The 18,785-nt window shown below is 48.9% G+C and carries 15 protein-coding genes; 6 read left to right on the top strand and 9 right to left on the bottom strand.

Going from position 1 to position 18,785, the window contains the following annotated elements:
* Positions 1 to 54 precede the first annotated feature (54 nt).
* On the top strand, positions 55 to 315 hold the full coding sequence (locus H3H32_RS34390; RefSeq protein ID WP_182460217.1) for a hypothetical protein: 261 nt from the start codon (positions 55 to 57) through the stop codon (positions 313 to 315).
* Between the two features lie 30 nt (positions 316 to 345).
* Here the strand turns inward: H3H32_RS34390 and H3H32_RS37685 are convergent, their stop codons facing one another.
* From H3H32_RS37685 to H3H32_RS34425, 9 genes are all read right to left on the bottom strand, one after another.
* Positions 346 to 768 carry a hypothetical protein gene (locus H3H32_RS37685; RefSeq protein WP_240543578.1) on the bottom strand — a complete coding sequence of 141 codons (423 nt, stop codon included), beginning with the start codon at positions 766 to 768 and terminating at the stop codon, positions 346 to 348.
* Positions 769 to 772: 4 nt separating this feature from the next.
* Positions 773 to 1,168 (bottom strand): hypothetical protein, encoded by a 396-nt coding sequence (locus H3H32_RS37690; protein ID WP_240543579.1) that lies wholly within the window; start codon positions 1,166 to 1,168, stop codon positions 773 to 775.
* 257 nt (positions 1,169 to 1,425) lie between these two features.
* Positions 1,426 to 2,802, bottom strand: coding sequence for a M56 family metallopeptidase (locus tag H3H32_RS34400; RefSeq protein ID WP_182460218.1), 1,377 nt, complete (start codon positions 2,800 to 2,802; stop codon positions 1,426 to 1,428).
* Entirely contained in the window at positions 2,799 to 5,207 is a 2,409-nt protein-coding gene (locus H3H32_RS34405) for a TonB family protein (protein ID WP_220472578.1), read from the bottom strand. Before H3H32_RS34405 ends, H3H32_RS34400 begins: the two co-directional genes overlap by 4 nt.
* Positions 5,204 to 5,575, bottom strand: coding sequence for a BlaI/MecI/CopY family transcriptional regulator (locus tag H3H32_RS34410; RefSeq protein ID WP_182460219.1), 372 nt, complete (start codon positions 5,573 to 5,575; stop codon positions 5,204 to 5,206). Before H3H32_RS34410 ends, H3H32_RS34405 begins: the two co-directional genes overlap by 4 nt.
* 278 nt (positions 5,576 to 5,853) lie before the next feature.
* Entirely contained in the window at positions 5,854 to 6,672 is an 819-nt protein-coding gene (locus H3H32_RS34415; protein ID WP_240543580.1) for a family 43 glycosylhydrolase, read from the bottom strand.
* Positions 6,608 to 6,853 (bottom strand): hypothetical protein, encoded by a 246-nt coding sequence (locus tag H3H32_RS37695; RefSeq protein WP_240543581.1) that lies wholly within the window; start codon positions 6,851 to 6,853, stop codon positions 6,608 to 6,610. Before H3H32_RS37695 ends, H3H32_RS34415 begins: the two co-directional genes overlap by 65 nt.
* 154 nt (positions 6,854 to 7,007) lie before the next feature.
* Positions 7,008 to 8,930, bottom strand: coding sequence for a glycoside hydrolase family 2 protein (locus tag H3H32_RS34420; protein ID WP_240543582.1), 1,923 nt, complete (start codon positions 8,928 to 8,930; stop codon positions 7,008 to 7,010).
* Positions 8,931 to 9,090: 160 nt separating this feature from the next.
* Positions 9,091 to 11,619, bottom strand: a complete 2,529-nt coding sequence (locus H3H32_RS34425) for a glutaminase family protein (RefSeq protein WP_182460220.1) — start codon at positions 11,617 to 11,619, stop codon at positions 9,091 to 9,093.
* Between the two features lie 321 nt (positions 11,620 to 11,940).
* On the opposite strand from H3H32_RS34425, the gene H3H32_RS34430 reads away from it, so the two are divergent.
* The 5 genes from H3H32_RS34430 to uxuA all read left to right on the top strand — a co-directional run bounded on the left by H3H32_RS34430 (position 11,941) and on the right by uxuA (position 18,656).
* A complete protein-coding gene (locus tag H3H32_RS34430; RefSeq protein WP_182460221.1) occupies positions 11,941 to 12,885 on the top strand; it encodes an RraA family protein in 945 nt (314 codons plus the stop codon).
* 108 nt (positions 12,886 to 12,993) lie between these two features.
* Positions 12,994 to 14,271, top strand: coding sequence for a mandelate racemase/muconate lactonizing enzyme family protein (locus tag H3H32_RS34435; RefSeq protein WP_182460222.1), 1,278 nt, complete (start codon positions 12,994 to 12,996; stop codon positions 14,269 to 14,271).
* A 282-nt stretch (positions 14,272 to 14,553) separates the two neighbouring features.
* Positions 14,554 to 15,870, top strand: a complete 1,317-nt coding sequence (locus tag H3H32_RS34440) for an MFS transporter (protein WP_182464574.1) — start codon at positions 14,554 to 14,556, stop codon at positions 15,868 to 15,870.
* A 42-nt stretch (positions 15,871 to 15,912) separates the two neighbouring features.
* Positions 15,913 to 17,343, top strand: coding sequence for an alpha/beta hydrolase family protein (locus H3H32_RS34445; RefSeq protein ID WP_240543583.1), 1,431 nt, complete (start codon positions 15,913 to 15,915; stop codon positions 17,341 to 17,343).
* A gap of 98 nt (positions 17,344 to 17,441) precedes the next feature.
* Positions 17,442 to 18,656, top strand: coding sequence for a mannonate dehydratase (gene uxuA / locus H3H32_RS34450; RefSeq protein ID WP_182460223.1), 1,215 nt, complete (start codon positions 17,442 to 17,444; stop codon positions 18,654 to 18,656).
* The last annotated feature ends 129 nt before the right edge of the window (positions 18,657 to 18,785 follow it).

Raw genomic sequence — 18,785 nt, forward strand, 5'->3', positions numbered from 1 at the left:
TTGCCATTTTTTTTCGTCCTAGTACCTGAATCAAATAAAACTGTATAGTTGAGTATGTATCTGGAAGAACGCGTAGAGCGATTAGAACACCTTTCTGTTGACCAGGGGCGGCAGCTTGAAACCATTACCAGAGGCTTGGCTGACTTGACCGTAACCGTGAATCAACGGTTTAATGAGGTTGATAAACGCTTTGATAAAGTAGAAGCGGATATTGCTGAGCTGAAAAGTGGTCAGGCTCGCTTAGAAACAACCGTCGCGGATATTCAACAGACACAACAATTGATTTTGACTATTTTACAAGACAAATTGAAGTAGCGTTCTAAAGTTTGATCGTATAGACATGAGTCATCCCGAATTTTGAGTGATAGCGAAAGCGACCATTAGCGCATTAGCAATCGCAATTCGAAGTCTGTAAATCGGCACTGAAGCAATTCGGTGTCGATTTCCGGTTCTTGGCACCCACTGTTTGAGAAAAAGGGGTACCCAATGGGGCCAATTCCTCAATAGAGATAGCAAAAAGTCATACACTAAAGCCACCATCGCCAAGAGCTTCAACCGGTTTTCCCAGAACCAAAGCCTGGGCGATTCCATACCTAGTTCCGCTTTACCTACCCGAAAGGCCTGCTCAACTTGCCACCGGTGCATATAACTGTGAACCATCTCCCAGGCATCTGTGACGGTTTTGATGAGTACCGACGTCAGCAGATACATCGGGGGTTGCTGGTTTTTCTTATCCCGAACTACGATTAGAAACAACTCACGCTGCATGAAGTCAGGATGATGAACGGCTAACCAGCCTACGCTGACATAGCTTGAAAAAGCCTTTCTTGATTTCGGTTAGGCGTTTGGCCTTACTACTCTCTACCGAGCAAAGTCCCTCGACAAACCAGCTCTCGGGTTTTTCTAGGCGGCTATCATCCCATAACAGCAAAGGGCGTTTGTTGACCTCCCGCAATTGGGCAATCCGCTCTTGAGTTTGCTGGAAAAAGAAGGCATCAATCAGTGAAGCATCCCAGTTTTTACACCGGAGCAGGTTACTGAGTCGTTTGGTACCGGCCAGCGCGTGCGCATAACCGGTGATATAGCTACCTAACTCACTAAGTAAGAGGCCCGTCTTACTATTTCGTAACAATAGAATACTGGTAAACAAGGTGGCGAAGGTAGCCACCCGTCGCTTATCAATCTGGTCTAGTAGCTTTTCTTGAACCGGCTAAAGATACTGCCAGGCTTTAGTGTGTAAAAAGGTAGTGGCTGTTGACTTTTGAACAGGAATACTCTTTTTTTTTGGTATGTCTCAGACATAAAAAGACCTCCTTTCTGGCTTTGGCGTTGTGGTGATGCTCAAAACTAAGAAAGGAGGCTCTTTTTTTAGTCAGCCCATAAAATTCGGGATGACTCATGTTTATGTTGAGTTTGTTCGCAGATCTATTTCGTTGTGATCTCAATCGTTTTGGTGTTCTTCATGACATTCACCTTGGCAATGGCATCTGGCTGAAGTGTTTCTATTGCTTCTTTCGTAGTTGCCTTCCCATTAAGGATAAAATGATCGAATTTATCGAGGGTAGCCTGATCACTTTTTTCTTCCAATGTGAAATTGATTGGCAAGTTATATCGAACATTTACCACTTTTCCATTCTGAGTGGCGGGTTGCCACTTAGGCATATTTTGTACAACGCGGACGGCTTCCTCACCAGTGCCAAAGCCAACGTCTTTCAATATCTTAACATCAGTAACCTCGCCGGTTTTTGTCACAATGAAATTAACAAATACGCGTCCCTCGGCTTTTACCTTCTGGGCAGCAGCCGGGTATTTCAGATTATTAGCTAAATAGGCGCCTAATTCTTTCATACCACCGGGAAATGCGGGTTGGTTTTCAACTACGGTAAAAACTTCCCCGTCCACTTTCACGGCTTTACGGGCAGATTCACTAGCAGGGATAATAGCACTCTGCGATTGATCCTGGCCCGATTGTGTACACATAACCAGACAGGCTGCCACGGGCAGAATCAGAGCATAGCCGAGCAAGGCTCGACGATGGGATGCGGGTTTTTGTAACATAATAATCCGTTGTTTAAGGGTTGATTTAGAGACAAAAGGAGTCGTTAGGGCCGTAACGGGCATATTGAGCGCATAGGCAACTAATTGACGGGGGTAATCGGGCTGTGGTGTTTTCAGGACAGTTCGGTCGGCCAGAAACTCGTGGACTTCCTGCAAGGCATGTTTATAGAGCAACAGCACTGGATTGAACCATAAAGCAGCCTGCACAATTTCTATAAACAGCACATCGATCGTGTGGCGCTGGCGAATATGCGCTTCTTCATGACGTAGCAGCGCATCGGGTTCAGTAAGCGAATCGGTTTGATTTAGTACCAGATAACGCCCGAATGAAAACGAAGGAGTCGAATCGTCGGGGAGCCGGACGAGGGTATACGTTGGGTTGGGTTCTGCGCTGCCTTGCTTAATCAGCTTAAAAACCGATGTTAGATGTACACCCAATCGCAACAACATTACCGCTACGCCAAGACTGTATATAAGCCAGAGCCATTGCGTTGTTGTCAGACTATCCGATTGGCTGGACGCTCCGACGGTAAAAGCGGGTAAGGTCAGCGTTCCAATCGGTAAAGACTCGGCTGTTCCGATCGGTAATTCGACGAAAGGAAGTACGAACGACAGCCCAACCGTCGCCAGCAAATACCAGCGGTTCAGATCGAAAAACGTGTTTCGGTGGAGAAACAGCCAATAGCTACCGTAGAATAACAGCAGATATAGGCTGGCGATTAAGAGATAGGGGAGCGTATTCATTTCTTTTTCGAGGTTATAATAATGACGCCATATTTACCTTTCTCGCCGTAAGCTGCTGCTGACCCATCTTTCAATACATCGATGCTCTTAATGTCCTTAGGATCAAGGTTAAGTAGGTCGAGCGTATTCGAATTAGAGACAGATTTGCTGAACGCCGATTTTTGAACTTCAACGCCGTCCAAAATGTAGAGAGGTTCACCGCCTAACTCACCTAAGAGGCCTCTACCTCGAATGGTAACCGAGGATTTTGGATTCCGTAGCGAATCTGGCAGGCGCATGGCATACCGCTCTTTGCTGCCAGACGTAGGGTCATCGAGAGTGAGTTTATTGTTCTTGTTTTTATCGAGAACAAAGCCAGCCTTCTGTTCAGAACCTGTTTTAGGGTTTGGCTCAATCTGGCCAGTACGCTTGTCTTCCCATTTTTCCAGTGCAAACTGAATCGGAAGGTTGTATTGTACATCTACGGCTTTACCGTCCTGCATGCCTGGATTCCATTTCGGCATCTGACTTACTACGCGTACGGCTTCTTCATCACAGCCACCGCCAACGCCTTTTAGAACCCGTAGATTTCGAATTTCGCCTGTTTGGGAAACAACAAACTGGACAAATACCCGGCCTTCAACTTTGTTCTGCTGGGCTTCTGAAGGATAGCGTAAGTTTCGGGAAAGATATTGACCTAAGGCCCGCATACCTCCTGGAAATTCTGGCTGCTTTTCAACAACGGTGAAAACCTCGTTCGCCTGGCTGCGCGTGGTGGGTTGAGCCGCGGAAGAAGGTGGTGATTCGTATCCAGTAACAGTAACAGATACATCGTTCAGCTGATTGCCTACTACTTGCCCCGTTCGTGTATCCTCTTTGGCGTCAAGTGCAAACTGAATTGGTAATACATGTTGTGTTGCTATCGCTTTGCCATTCTGCTTTCCGGGAATCCATTTCGGCATTTGACGCACAACACGCAAGGCTTCTTCGTTGCACCCACTACCAATACCCTTCTTAACGACTGCCGAACTAATGGCGCCAGTGGGTGATACCACAAATTGTACAAGTACATTGCCTTGAATACCAGCCGCTTTAGCTTTGGTCGGGTATCGGAGCGAATGGGCAACGTACTGCATTAATCCCGGTATTCCGGTTGGGAAAACAGCGGGTTCTTCAACAGCTGTATAAACCTCTCCATTGATCGTTTGTGACGACGGCGGAGTTCGAAGGGGCATCAACGGGTTGGGCTTTATGCCCTTGTAGGCTGCCGTAGCGCCCATGGTAGGCAATTCGTCTGGGTCTGCCAGTGCCAGCGCTACGTCAATTGTTGTTCGATTTTCGACGGGAACAGTTGCCATTGTGAAGCCAACGAAGCTAACAGCCAATAGGGCCGTTTTGGGGACATTTTCAAGCTTAAAGTATCCGTGGGCATTCGTTGATGTTCCTTTTTTAGTACCAGCAACGACTACGTTTGCTCCGGGCAAGGGCTTCTTATCTACGGCGCTGGTAATCTTACCCGAAACGGTAATGGTATCATCCGTTACCTGACTGACGACAGCCGCAATCTCCTCTCTTGCTGTGGTCATAGCCAGTAAACCAAACACCAGTGGGAGTACCAGCATATACTTGCTCAATGCCCAGCGGGTGGTAGCTTTCTGCTGAAGCATCATGATCCGTTGTTTCAGGAGCGAAGGATTGAAGAAACTATTCGTCAACGTGTCGGGACCGCTTAGGCCGAGTTGCGTACCAAAGGAATAAGCCACTAAAAAACGAGCGTATTCGGTGGGTTGACTGGCGGGTTTATCGGCCAGAAATTCATGTACCTGACGCAAAAGTCGGTCGATGAGCCAGATCGTTGGGCAGGCCCAGAAAAGTGCCTGTAGTAGGCACATTCCCAACACATCGGCACTATGACATTGTCGAACGTGAACCAATTCATGTTGAAGAATCAATTCATTGCGCGTATCGGTGGGGTTGAGAATAATGTATTGAAAAAATGAAAAGGTAGGGAGGGTCGGATCATTGGGCTGGACGAGTATAAAGCCCTCATGAACTTGCTGGGGTGACCGCCGAATCAGCCACACCAATCGTCCGACGCGTATTCCCAACCGGACAAGCAGTACCAACGCAACCAGTGCGTAGGCCCATAAACCTACCTGCTCCCAATCTGGACCAGTGTCAACGGGGGCAGCTACAACCGCTGACACTGGTAATGCGATTACACCAACAGGCATGGTGACCGGAAGCGTTTCGACGGTTTTCGTCGGTAAGATCACCAGCGGAAGCACCAGCGACAGAATAACAGAAGCCAGCAAATACGCCCGATTGAGGCTGAAAAATGTGTGCCGACGCAGGAGCAGCCAATAACAACCTGCAAATAGCAAGCCGTAGAGGTTAGCTTTCAGGAGGTAGTCAAGGGCGTTCATTGATCTTTCTGTTTGTTTAGGAGTTTGATAATCTCGTCGGCTTCGGTGAGGCTGATGTTCTTGTCTTTTACGAAAAACGACACCAGCTTTTTGAGCGAATTATCGAAGTAGTTTGCCATCAATTGCTCCGTCTGAAAGCGCCGATATTCCTCTTCGGTGATGAGCGGATAGTACTCATGCGTTTTACCATAAGCCGTGTAGCCAACCAATTCCTTTTTCTCCAGAATACGGATAATCGTAGAGACGGTATTATAGGCGGGTTTCGGCTCGGGTAATTCGGCCAGCACATCTTTAACGAAGGCCTTTTTTAGCTGCCAAAGAACCCGCATAATCTCTTCTTCAGCTTTGGTTAATTCGCGTATCTGCATGATTCACAGGAGACTGTTAATTGTGGTCGAAATGTATGACTAATGATTTAGTTTTACAACTAATGTATTAGTTATTTGTTTGTGAAAAAAAAGAAATCCCCTTTTCTGAGTCAGAAAAGGGGATTTCTTTTTTTGTCATCCTGACGAAAGGAAGGATCTTACACTTTCCTAACAATCAAATAAGGATTCCTTAAGATCCTTCCTTTCGTCAGGATGATAAAGTGTTCTGGTAAAATGACTGATTAATAGTGAGATTATACTTTTGAATTATCCATAGTTCACTTTGTTAACGTAGGCCCCAAATTCGTCCAGCCGACGAGCACATTGGATAAGAACCAGCTTTTACCTTTGTCGTTGTTCCCCTGGTAGAATAGATACGTCTTCCCGTTAGTATTGGCAAAAATGTGCGGGTGGCCCGATTCGCTGGAATTCCAGGTTCCGGGGGCACCGTTTTTAAGGAATGGCTCAGATTGAACTCGTTCCCAATGAATACCATCTGTGCTTCGGGCAACACCGATTTGCTGAGGCCAGTTGTTGTACGCTCCGGCATAAAACATGTAGAGCTGCCCATTGCGCTCAACGACCGAAGCGCCTTCAATGCATTCGCCTTCCCAGGGTAGTTCCGGTTTTAGAATTGGACCTTTATTATCTACTTGCTGCCATTCTTCCCGATTGAAGTTCGTATTGGCGGGCGCTGTAGCCACACCCAGTTGCTGAATTTTATACGCTGGATCACGGGTTGCGAAGTACAAAAAATACTGGTCTTTGAACTTGATAACTTCGGCGTCGATGGCTCGCCCGCACGACCAATCACTGATGGCCGGGTGGAAAATTGGGTTAGTTGGATTTCGGTCGAAATGAATGCCATCGGTCGAAACCGCGTGACAAATCGCATCGTTACGTCCGTTTCCATAGGTTTGGTAAAACAGATGTACTTTTCCATCCCGAACGAGCGCTCCCGGAGCACACAAGCCCTTTTTCTCATAATCTGCAACGGGCGTAATCTCACCCACTTTCGCCCAGTTAGTCAGATCAGTACTGCGCGCAATACCAATACCCCAATGATCTGTTCCGCTCGAATCTTTGTAGAGTGGCACGGAGTAGTACATCAGGTAGGCCTTGCCAAAGCGGACCACGTGTGGGTTCTTTGGCAAAGCCTGGTTTCCGGTGCGTAGTATCGCCAAACATCATCGCTGGCTTCGACGATTGTGCAGTTGCAAGCGTCGTGAGTGCCCCAATCAGTGTAGCGAATAAAAGAAAGCCCCTAAGGTTCTTCATGGTTAATTTGAGACTGCGAAACTGGCGCGAGTATTTACTCGTGCCTATAATCTCGTTAGTATTCACTGACGCATGAGTTAGATTTTCAAGCGCCAGCGAATGCTGGCTATATAAAAAGGCACGGGTAAATACCCGCGCCAGCACGAAACGACTTTTACTTAAACAACGGCGCGTGAATTTTCTGTAACGTTTCAACGGGAATCTTGATCACTTCCCGATCGTAGGTCAACAGTCCGTTTACTTCGCCTTCTACGTCCGTTGTTTGGGTGTAAACTGCTGCCGATAACGCCTGTTTCTTATAGTACTCAACGATTTTGGCGTATTTCTTTTCATACGCTTTCTGCACCACATCGGCCGATTGATAGGTCTGGTAGCCCCAGTTGCGCATTTCCGGATTCCAGAGATGGCCCTGAACTGGCCAGCCAATACCGCCAAATTCACCGATCACCACCACCCGATTTGATTTAGGCGTTGGCGACTTGGGCTCTTCTTCGTAAGTATGAATGTCGTAGAAATCGCCCGCGCCGACATCATTCCAACCGCTGGATGCGTTGATCGTTCGGCTTGGGTCGAGCGCTTTTACCCAGTCGGCCAGCCGTTTGTTTTCATATTGTCCCCAGCCTTCGTTATGCACAACCCAGGTTACGATGCTGGGGTGATTATGCAGGCGATTCATCATCCGGCGCAATTCCAGCTCAAACTGCTCTTTCCCTTTCGATCGACGGATTGGCTCCGACTGATCGCCGGGATGTTCATTCTGACCTTCCAGAAAACCCGATGGCATGTCTTGCCACACCAGTATGCCTAGCTTATCGCAGAGATAATAGTAGCGGTCTGGCTCAACTTTGATGTGCTTCCGAAGCATGTTGAAACCCGACTTTTTGAGGAAATCAATTTCAAATGCCATGCCTTCGTCAGATGGTGGCGTTAGTAAACCACCGGGCCACCAGCCCTGATCGAGTGGGCCGTTCTGAAACACAAACTTATTGTTCAATAACAGCACGGGTTGATTGGCCACTGGACCAGCACCGATCGAAATTTTACGCATAGCGAAATAACCCGTCACCACATCGACAGGGTTACCTGTAACCGTTGCATTCGCAAAGGCAGCGATTATAGGTGCATCCTGACGTGTACGTTTGTTGCGGGGTGTATCGCCGAAGGGGTCAGTTACGGTAACCAACTCAACTTTTATAGTGTACAGGAACGGGCTATCCGGTGACCAGAGTTTGGGTGTTTTGATGTTCAGCCAACCGGTTCGACCTGCCCTGACGAGTGCTGTAGCAACAGGCTGATTACCATCCATCGCCGTCAGACGGATCGCTGTGGTGAAATTGTCAGCAGGTTTATCGAGCAACACATCCACCCGAAGGCGGCTGGAATCCAGCTCTGGCGTTAGTTTCACTTCCTCAATGTACGTCTGTTTCGGAACAGGTTCCATCCAGACTGTTTGCCAGATACCCGAAACCGGCGTGTACCAGATGCCGTGAGGATTCATCAGCTGTTTTCCGCGAGGCTGCTCTCCGGTTGAGGTCGGATCGGTTACACCCAACACCAGTTGATTCTGGCCATCTTTCAGAAAATCGGTAATGTCGAAACTAAACGAATCTGAACCGCCCGTATGTGAACCAACCAGGCCACCATTTACCCACAGACTGCATTCATAATCAACAGCCCCGAAATGAAGGAGTACACGTTGACCAGCCCAATCTTTCGGCACACCAACGTCCCGACGATACCACAAACGCTGGTCGGCGGTGAGTGATTTGTTGACTTTTGATACCGTCGATTCCAGACAGAACGGAACCAGAATCTGACCGTCGTAGCGGGTCGGTTGCGGTGTCGTTTTGGGCGTGATGGCATATTCCCACATACCATTTAGGTTCTGCCATTGTTGACGAACCATTTGCGGACGAGGGTACTCGCGCCAGGCATTTTCGGGCGTAATTTGTTTTTCCCAACGGCTCATGATAGGAGCGGTACGCGGCTGATTCGAAACAGGCGTTTGGGCAATTGCCAATCCTGCCCCTAGCAGAGTAAGGCTAAGCGCAGCGGAAAGGAGTCGGGTGGAAAGCATGAATGTATGGAGTTGGTTTAGGTACTGGTTAAGATTGCTTTGGCTATTTTTTGTCATTCCGACGAAAGGAGGAATCTCAATGCCCCTTCTTAGCCAAGCTTGCCTTAATGGGAGACTTTGAGATTCCTCCTTTCGTCGGAATGACAAAAAAACAGAAATGTTACTTGCTCAATTTCCCTTCGAGCATTTTGATGAAATAGCCGCCTACCACCGAACGAGCCTGAAAACCAACCTGTTTGGCATTGGTTGTCTCGTGCCAATCGGAGAGCGGAACCCGTGTAGGTGTTTCGTTGACGTATTTCCAGACGGGCTTGATAAATGCCTCGAAATCGCGGTCTGATTTAGCGAGCGTAGCCGTCCACATGATCCAGTCCGACTTGGTGTAGGTTTTTCGGCTATCTAAAGGGAGTCCGTAGGTCTTTTGCTTGGTCAGGTAATAGGCGATTTCGGTTTGCGGAATCTCCTTTGGAAATACGTTCATGTCCAGCAGCTTATCCCAAACCAGATTGTATTTCTGGCTCCAGGTGTCAGATTGGTTCTCGAATGTCAGGTCGTAATGCGGCAGTTGCGACGCCGTTTTGTCGAGAGCGAGTTGTTGCCATTTTGTCGCCATTTCCCGTGCCGTTTTCAGGTAACTTTCTGAGGTTGCTTTGTCACCCAGTTGAGCCGCCATCTGTCCATAGGCCGCAATACCCAAAATAGCCTTGACCGACAGGTTGGCGTTTCGGGCAATATGTCCGGCAAAGTCGTCGGTGCAGAGCTGATTAGCCGGGTCGAAGCCATCTTTCTTGAGGTATTCAACCCAGGTCGTCAGGGTTTTCCAGTGTTGTTTGGCATAATTGGCGTTCCCTTCGGCTCCGGTAATAGCGCCAGCTAGCAGGAGCATATTCCCACATTCTTCTACCGGCATATCTTCGCCATAGGTCTGACCGTTAGCGAGTGGGTACGTTCCTACATCGTGAGCGGCAAACGGCTTTTTCCAATTACCGCTTTCGGAATAATAGAAAATAGGCTCCATCATACCCTTCAGCAAGGTTGGATTATAAAGTAGAAAGAGCGGGGCCGATGGATACGTCACGTCAACCGTACCAATAGAGCCGTTGGAGAAATTTTCCTTCGACAAGAAAAGCGTTTCACCTTTGGGGCCCGCCACAATCTTGTGGGCGGCAATAGCCTGACGATAAGCCAGTACGCATAAATCAGCGTAATCGGTACCGCCAGCTTTGCGGGCGTCGGAACGAAGTTTGCTATCGAATTTGGTGCATTTTTCCCGGAGTCGGTTGTAATCTTTCTCAGCTACCTGGAGTAGTGCAGGCATGGTTACTTTCCCCGTCCGATTCCACCAGGGGCGCAGATTTTGCTTAAAATACTGTACCGAATACAAGTCATCGTAACCCAGCATCAGGTGCTTTTCGGTGGCTTTCGTTACGTTGCCAAAATCGAGAACACTGGCAACGGCTACATCGACGGCGGCCCGAGGTTTGTTGGCCGGAACAGATGCTTTGTTATCGGTAGGGAGTTGTCCCGTTGTTAAAAACGCGTGTTTCAGGCCCGGTGCCATGCCATTGCCGGTCTGGTTACCCTTTTCCTGCGGAGTGGCCAGATACGCATAGCCCCAGTCGATTCGCACATTGTCGCCTTTCTTGGCGAGAACGGATTGTGCCTGAGTGCCAACGGTTTGATAAATGAGGCCGGGAGCCTGCCCAGCTTTCAGCACAACCTCCTGCCCGATTGTGTTAGTGGCCAGTGTACCTGACTCACTCAGATAAACCTGCACCGCATGTGACTTCCGATCTGCCGAGCGAACCTCAAACGTTACGTAGGTGATTGGTCGGGCAGCTACGTCCACTTCATCCAGCAATAAAGGCGACAGAAACGTAAGGGCTAGATTTACGGGGCCAGCGGTAAACTCGTAGTTGGTTTGCGTCGCCGATACCGTTACGCCCGTTTGCGTAGCGGTTTCCATCGTTGATGACTTGATCGGATTAACAATGCCAATGTCGATAAACGAACCACCCCGAGGGCTTACGCAATGTACGGCCAATACATTTTTGCCCTTCTGCAACGCTTTCTGACCCGCTTCAGGGAAGGGCAAAAGAATATATTCATTGGTGTAATCAGGCTTATCCAGAATCTTGGTGCCGTTCAGATAAACAACTACGTCGTCATCATGACTGATGGAGAGCAGGAATTTCGACGGGTCGGATTTGCCATCGTAGGTAAATTCACGACGGTAATAAATGCCATCTTTCATACCGGCATTGTCGCTATTGGTCCATTTTGTTTTAGCCTCGGGCGTATCGCCAAAAGGCCCCTGTCCCGATTTCCAGCCACTGGCAGTAAAGTCTGATTTCTCCCAACCCGCACTGGGTTTGGTCATCGTGTATTGGGCAGCATAAGCCTGTACTTCACCGCTTGCTAAAATGGGTTCGTAAGTGGTTGGAACAGCGCCCAGAAACTGATACGCTTTTCCATCGACGCGTATAATTCCCTCCAACGACTGTGGCTTGCCCGTCCAGTGGCGCGTTGGCGAATCGGTAAGCTTATCGGTCATACTCCAGACACTAAAATAAGGGTCGTGCGTAATTAGCGGATAAGCTGGTGGGCGTAGTGTCTGGGCATGTGTTTGCCCGATTGACAGAGCAAAGAAGAGTAAAAATGAAATGTGGGAAATGGGATTTTTGCGCATTAAGAACGTTTGTTTAGCGAGCTTCCGTTGCAGACACTATAAACCAACAGAATAGACTCCTTTACTTATTCGATATGGATTTAGCCGTTTACCCAGATTTGAGGTGGGTAATTTTTTTAGCTAAAAATAAGGCGAAAAAATGGCTTGTTGCATAAACAAGTGCTTTCTGAACGCATCAGAGGGGTAAGTTTTATGCAACAAACCGGCTAGTTGCATAAAGGCTCTTTCATTACAAGAATTTCATGTGTCTGGTCGGGTAGAACTGCTAATTGGGCTTCTTATCAGCCGTATACTAAACCTTTTAATTTCTTTTCACTAACCATGAAACAGGTATTTGTACTGGCGATTGGGCTGTTGATGACCGGGCTGACTTCGGTATCGGTTGCACAACAGATTTCTAAAGAAGAACTGATCTTTCTGACGCCCGACTGGAAAGGCGAACGCTTCCCCGACGGACGCCCAAAAGTGCCAGATGCTATTCTGAAACGCATGAAGCTGGTGACGCACGAAGAAGCCTGGGCTGTTATGAAAGGCGAAAAATACCGGTATCAGTTCGCGGGTGATTGGCAAACGATCAATCCGGATAGCGTACTGGTGGGCCGGGCACTCACGGCTACTTTTATGCCCGGTCGGCCGGATGTGCATCGGGTGACGGATGAAAAAGGACACACCAAAGATGGTCGTGTGAAATCGCAGAATGCCTGGCCAATTGACATGCTTGTCAAGGGTGATGTGTATGTGGTTGACCAGTTTGGGATGCACGAAGATGGCCCAACCATCGGCGACAATCTGGGTAATTCAATTTATGCCAAAACAGGTAATGGTATCGTTTACGAAGGTGCTGTTCGGGATGTGGCCGGGTTGAAAGAAATTGGTGGATTTACGTCTTATTTCAGAAGTTATCACCCCTCGCACCACAATCCCGAAGGTGATTTGAATACCACATTGGTAGGCATCAATCGCCCAACCCGCATCGGTAAAGTGATGGTTATGCCAGGAGATGTCGTGCTCGGTCGTAATGGGGGTGTTGCGTTTATTCCGCCCCATCTGGCCGAGAAAGTGGTGAAAACGTCAGAGATTATCCGGTTACGCGACATGTTCGGCCATCTGCGACTGCGCGAACAGAAATACACACCGGGTCAGATTGATTCGCGCTGGTCGGATGAGATCGAAAAGGATTTCTCGAAATGGCTCAACGACCACGTGAGCGAACTCCCCGTCCCGAAAGAGCAAATTCAGGATTATTTGAAAACCCGTACCTGGTAAAACAGTATTCGGTTTACGGTTTATAGTTTACGGTTAACTGCCTCAAAAATACTGCTAATGCGTCAGCCAACCGTAAACTATAAACCGTAAACCATAAACCTTCTTCTTATGACAACATCTCGTCGTTCTTTTCTGACTAAAAGTGCTTTAGCCAGTGTTTTCAGTGCCAATGCCTTAGCCAGTTTCGGCGAAGGACTGGAAACGGCCGTTCATAATGCCCCTTTATCGTCGGCGCCATCCGATCTGAAAATCACAGATATTAAATGTGGCTACACCCGAAATGGCCATAGTCTGTTCGTTAAAATTCATACCAATCAGGGAATCTGGGGCTGTGGCGAAGCGGTCGATGCGTCGGTTGGAACGTATCATCTGGTGAAATTGATGGGTGAGCGAATTAAGGGTAAGAGTCCGCTCAATGTCAATCGCCTGTTTGAAGATGTTCGGAAATCTGGTTTCTTTGAAGGGGCCCAGTCCGGGATTTATATCTCTGTATTGTCGGCTATTGAAACGGCGCTTTGGGACTTAACTGGGAAAGCACTCGGCATGCCCGTTTATCAATTGCTGGGCGGCAAATTCCGGGACAAAATCCGCGTGTATTGCGATACCGGAGCCTATCGCGAGACCGACACCAGCGCTGAAGCTTTCGGGAAAAGCGCTAAGAAAGCCGTCGATATGGGTTTTACGGCCGTGAAATATGACATCGACGAACGGAACGACCCCAATAAATACGACGCTTACAACTGGACCGCCAGTCAGGGCGAACTGGAGCGGATGTACAACCAGATTGCCGGTGTCCGAAAAGCGGTTGGTCCTAAGATTGACATCTGTGTCGATATGCACGGTCGGTACGATGTCACAACGGGGCGTCGGGTGGCCAAGATGATGGAGCCATTGAATCTGTTGTTTCTGGAAGAACCGATTCCGGCCGAAAATCCGGAAGCATATCGGCAAATTCGGGAAGCGTCGAATACGCCCATCTGCGCCGGAGAAAACCATTATCTGGCCCACGGATTCCGTAAACTCCTCGAAATTGGCGCCGTCGACATCATCATGCCCGATTTGCAAAAAGCAGGCGGATTAGGAGAGGCCCAACGGATTGCCAACCTGGCCAATTTGTATTATGTGCCGTTTGCCCCGCACATGGTGGCTTCGTATCTGGGCGCTATGGCGTCGAGCCACGTCTGCGCATCGGTACCGAACTTCCTGATTCTGGAATGGCAGATTTATTTCCACGAGGAGCCGATGTTCAAGGAAATCGTCACATTCGACGGGCCTATGGTGGAAAAAGGATTCATTCCGTTATCCAACAAACCCGGTATCGGCGTCGAAATCAACGAAGAAGGCATGCGGAAATACGCTCCGAAAGACGTACCGTTTTTTGTGTAGATGTTGTGTTTTTGACAAGGGGAAGTCTTGAACTTTCTCAAATGAAACTGGTCGGTACTTTTTGTCATTCCGACGCCAGGAGGAATCTCAAGCTTGCTTATCAATAGACTTGAGATTCCTCCTGGCGTCGGAATGACAAAAAACTCACTTGTCAATGAAATATAAAAGTTTAAAACAACTTCAGTAACTAACCAGGATAGTCGCGTTTTATCGACACTCATTTATCAAATTTTTCCATTGACAACAAGACCTACTCCTGTAGCTGCTGGGCCCCCGAGTTCAATGGGCAGTGCGCCCACCTCAAGCAATTATCGCTGGATAATTGTCGGGCTTCTCTTTTTTGCAACGACCATCAACTACCTCGACCGGCAGGTGATGAGTCTGTTGAAGCCAATTCTGGAAAAAGAGTTTAACTGGACCGAAACCGACTATGGCGATATCGTAACCGTTTTTACTTTTTTCTACGGAGCCAGTACCTTGTTGGCGGGCTATATCATCGACCGGATTGGTACTAAAATTGGCTATATAGGCGCTATTCTGGTATGGAGTTTTGCGGCAATGGGCCATGCGCTGGCCGGTGGTACATCTGGGTTCATGATTGCCCGTGGACTGTTAGGCATTGGCGAAGCGGGTAACTTTCCGGCTTCTATTAAAACTGTAGCCGAGTGGTTTCCGCAAAAAGAGCGAGCGTTAGCCGTTGGGATTTTCAACTCTGGAGCTAACATTGGTGCCGTAGTAGCCCCCGCTATTGTACCGCCTTTGGCGCTTCTGGCCGGATGGCAAATGACTTTTATCGCAACGGGGGCCCTCGGTTTTCTCTGGATTGTGGCCTGGTGGTTTTACTATGAGGTCCCTGCGCGGCATAAACGGGTTAGCGCGGCCGAACTGGCTCACATTACCGGCGAATCTCCTGTTGAACCATCGGTGGCTGGTGATGCCGCTGCAACTGACCTTCTCACCGATACTCCAACTCACTATCCAATCTTCGCCAATAAAGCGATCTGGGGTTTTATGAGTGGCAAACTTTTAACCGACCCTATCTGGTGGTTTTTCCTGTTCTGGTTACCATCCTATCTGTCGAATATTTATCACCTTGATTTGAAAAAATTAGGTGCTCCACTAATCGTCATTTATCTGGCAGCTACCATTGGTAGCGTTGGGGGCGGTTGGCTGTCGTCTACCCTTATTGAAAAAGGTTGGCATCCCACACGGGCGCGGCAGTGGGCGATGGCCTTATTTGCCATCTGCATCACACCCGTGATGGCCATTAGCCAAATGGGCAGCATGTGGCCAGTTATTGCGATTTTGTCACTGGCTGTAGCGGCTCACCAGGCCTGGTCGGCTAATATTTTCACCGTAGCTGCCGATCAATTCCCGAAGCAGGTTTTGAGCCGGGTGGTTGGTTTAGGAACGATGGCCGGTACGCTGGGCGGTGCTGTTTTTCCGCTACTCGTCGGGCGGATTCTGGATCATTACAAAGCGTTGGGAAGCCTGTCGGATGGCTATTATGTCATTTTTTACATCGCTGGCTTTGCCTATTTAGTCGCCTGGACGATGCTCTATATTTTCGTTTTCAGCCGGGTAAAAGCTAAGGTGTAAAATTTAGACGTCACGAACGAAGACGTTCGCGCTATCAGAGCTATGAAAAACCGTATCTATTTATTCCAACGTTGGCAGTTAATAGCCTGTGTACTTGTCGGTTTGGCTATCCGAAATGCCAATGCTCAAGCCCCCAATCTCCAGAAAATGACGTCGGAGGAGCGGACGGCTTATATGAATAAAATGCGGGCCGCGAGTCAGGAAGATTGGCAGAAGATGATGGACAAGCTCAATCTGAAACTACCCACTTTGCCACCACCTGCCGACGATCCTAAACGCCCCCAACATCTGAAGCCGAAAGAAGGCACAAACAACTGGTACGACGAAGCCGGTAACAACCATGGTCGGTCGGGTTGGGGTAACTGGACGAATTATGAGGAGGCTAAGGCAAATGACTACATACTACCAGATCCGCTAAAGCTGAAAAATGGCAAACCCGTAAAAGATGCTACTACTTGGTGGAAGCAGCGCAGGCCCGAAATTCTGAACGATTACCTGACGGAGATTTACGGAAAAACACCAACCAATACACCAAAGGTGACGTTTGTACCTTCTGGCATCGACAGTACGGTTCTGAACGGGAAAGCACTCCGGAAAATGATCACGGGCAATGTCGATAATGCCCGATACCCGACCGTCACACCGAGTATTCCGGTTACCTATTATCGTCCGGTCAATGCATCCGGCAAGATCCCGCTGATGGTCATCGTTTGGGGGGCGTTTCCACAACCTGTGGCAAACATCGAAAAACTGATTGATGCAGGTTGGGCCGTTGCGTTAGTGAATACGGGTGCTATTCAGGCAGACAACGGAGCAGGCTTGCATGAAGGAATCATCGGCCTGATGAACGGAGGCAAAGACCGCCAACCCGACGAATGGGGCGTATTAGCTGCCTGGAGTTGGGGATTGAGCCGCGTTCTTGATTATTTTGAAAAAGATAACACGATCAATGCCAAACAGATTGGTATTCAGGGACATTCGCGCTGGGGTAAAACGGCACTGCTGGCCGGCGCACTGGATCAACGCTGGGCTATCGTTTTCGCAAGTTGCTCTGGTTCATTGGGTGCGTCTTTGGAAAAGCGTAGCTGGGGGGAAACGATTGACAACGTAGCCAGTTCGGGCGAATACCACTGGATGGCGGGCAACTTCCTGAAATATGGCGGAAACTGGGCCGCCATGCCAGTTGATGCGCACGAGTTGATGACGCTCATTGCCCCCCGACCCTTATTTATTACAGGCGGCACGAAAGACAGTTGGGCCGATCCCAAAGGCGAATTTCTAGCCTGCGTCGGTGCCAGTCCGGTTTATGAATTACTCGGCAAAAAAGGTGTAGGAACGACTACGATGCCCGCCCCCGATGTGTCGCTAATTGATGGCGAACTGGCTTTCCGAAATCACGAAGGAGGCCACGTCGATTCGCTCGATTGGCCGGTGTTTCTGGAATTTGCGAAGCGTGAATTTTCTAAAAAATAAGTTTGGGGCTGTACCTACGGGCTGAAGCCCGTGTATGAATTAGTATAAAAAGCCCATGGGTACAGCCAAAACCATATCTACGTCTAACGAGAGTAAAAATGGGAATGTTACAAACCATGCGGTGGTTCGGGCCGAATGATCCGGTTTCGTTGATGGATATTCGGCAGGCAGGTTGCTCGGGTGTGGTTACGGCGCTTCATCAGATTCCGGTGGGCGAACTATGGACGACTGAGGCCATTACTGAGCGCAAACAGCTAGTTGAAGCTGGCAATCAGCGCTATTCACCCTTGCACTGGACCGTAGTCGAAAGTTTACCGGTGCACGAAGACATCAAAAAAGGGCGGCCAACCCGAGCTAATTACATTGAAAACTACAAACAGTCGATTCGGAATCTGGCGGCTTGTGGCATCAACACGGTCTGTTACAATTTCATGCCGGTGCTCGATTGGTCGCGCACGAACCTGAATTACGAAATGCCCGATGGTTCGCGCGCGCTCCGGTTCGTTTGGGAAGATTTCGCTGTGTTCGATCTGTGCATCCTCAAACGCCCCGGTGCCGAAACCGATTACGAACCCGAAATCATTGAGTCGGCTCACCAGAAATTCAGCCAGATGACGGCTGAGCAGATTACTGAACTGTCGAACATTGTGCTGTTGGGCTTGCCCGGTTCCGAAGAAGCATTTACCCTTGCTACGTTTCAGGGTTTGCTGGATGAATATGCCATTATTGGCGATGCTGAGCTTCGCGAGAATCTCTATTACTTTATCCAGCAAGTAGCCCCCGTTGCACAGGAAGTGGGCGTTAATCTGTGTATTCACCCCGATGACCCACCATATCCATTGTTAGGCCTACCCCGCGTCGTGAGTACAGAATCGGATTTAGCTCAGTTGATGGCTGCCTGCAGTGTAACAGCCAACGGGATTACGTTCTGTACCGGTTCATTAGGCATTCGCGCTGATAATGATCTGCCTGCCATGATTCGTCGCTTTGGCGAACGCATTCATTTCATTCATTTACGAACGACCAAACGTGAAGAAGACGGAACCTCAGTCCGGCCTGGCATCTTCCACGAAGCCGACCATTTGGCAGGTGATGTCGATATGTACGCCGTTGTGAAGGAGATCGTTCTGGAACAGAAACGACGTTCAACAGCAGGTGTGGGTGAAATTAATATTCCCATGCGCCCCGACCACGGACACCAAATGCTCGACGATTTGCATAAGAAAACGTATCCCGGCTATTCGGCCATTGGTCGCCTGCGCGGATTGGCAGAGTTACGGGGTTTAGAAATGGGTATTGAGCGGAGTTTGTGATTTCAAACTGGCGCGGGTATTTACCCGTGCCTAGTCATATAGCCAGTATTCACTGGCGTTCTGTCTGTACATGCGTCAGCGAATGCTGACTATATTAGTAGGCACGGGTGAATACCCGCGCCAGAATCT

It is taken from the genome of Spirosoma foliorum, from assembly GCF_014117325.1.
Taxonomy (GTDB): domain Bacteria; phylum Bacteroidota; class Bacteroidia; order Cytophagales; family Spirosomataceae; genus Spirosoma; species Spirosoma foliorum.

Bases quoted from the DNA above. Each gene is read 5' to 3' on its own strand.
- H3H32_RS34390 (WP_182460217.1), top strand. From the start codon at position 55: ATGTATCTGGAAGAACGCGTAGAGCGATTAGAACACCTTTCTGTTGAC.
- H3H32_RS37685 (WP_240543578.1), bottom strand. From the start codon at position 768: ATGCAGCGTGAGTTGTTTCTAATCGTAGTTCGGGATAAGAAAAACCAG.
- H3H32_RS34400 (WP_182460218.1), bottom strand. From the start codon at position 2,802: ATGAATACGCTCCCCTATCTCTTAATCGCCAGCCTATATCTGCTGTTA.
- H3H32_RS34405 (WP_220472578.1), bottom strand. From the start codon at position 5,207: ATGAACGCCCTTGACTACCTCCTGAAAGCTAACCTCTACGGCTTGCTA.
- H3H32_RS34410 (WP_182460219.1), bottom strand. From the start codon at position 5,575: ATGCAGATACGCGAATTAACCAAAGCTGAAGAAGAGATTATGCGGGTT.
- H3H32_RS37695 (WP_240543581.1), bottom strand. From the start codon at position 6,853: ATGAAGAACCTTAGGGGCTTTCTTTTATTCGCTACACTGATTGGGGCA.
- H3H32_RS34420 (WP_240543582.1), bottom strand. From the start codon at position 8,930: ATGCTTTCCACCCGACTCCTTTCCGCTGCGCTTAGCCTTACTCTGCTA.
- H3H32_RS34425 (WP_182460220.1), bottom strand. From the start codon at position 11,619: ATGCGCAAAAATCCCATTTCCCACATTTCATTTTTACTCTTCTTTGCT.
- H3H32_RS34430 (WP_182460221.1), top strand. From the start codon at position 11,941: ATGAAACAGGTATTTGTACTGGCGATTGGGCTGTTGATGACCGGGCTG.
- H3H32_RS34435 (WP_182460222.1), top strand. From the start codon at position 12,994: ATGACAACATCTCGTCGTTCTTTTCTGACTAAAAGTGCTTTAGCCAGT.
- H3H32_RS34440 (WP_182464574.1), top strand. From the start codon at position 14,554: ATGGGCAGTGCGCCCACCTCAAGCAATTATCGCTGGATAATTGTCGGG.
- H3H32_RS34445 (WP_240543583.1), top strand. From the start codon at position 15,913: ATGAAAAACCGTATCTATTTATTCCAACGTTGGCAGTTAATAGCCTGT.
- uxuA (WP_182460223.1), top strand. From the start codon at position 17,442: ATGGGAATGTTACAAACCATGCGGTGGTTCGGGCCGAATGATCCGGTT.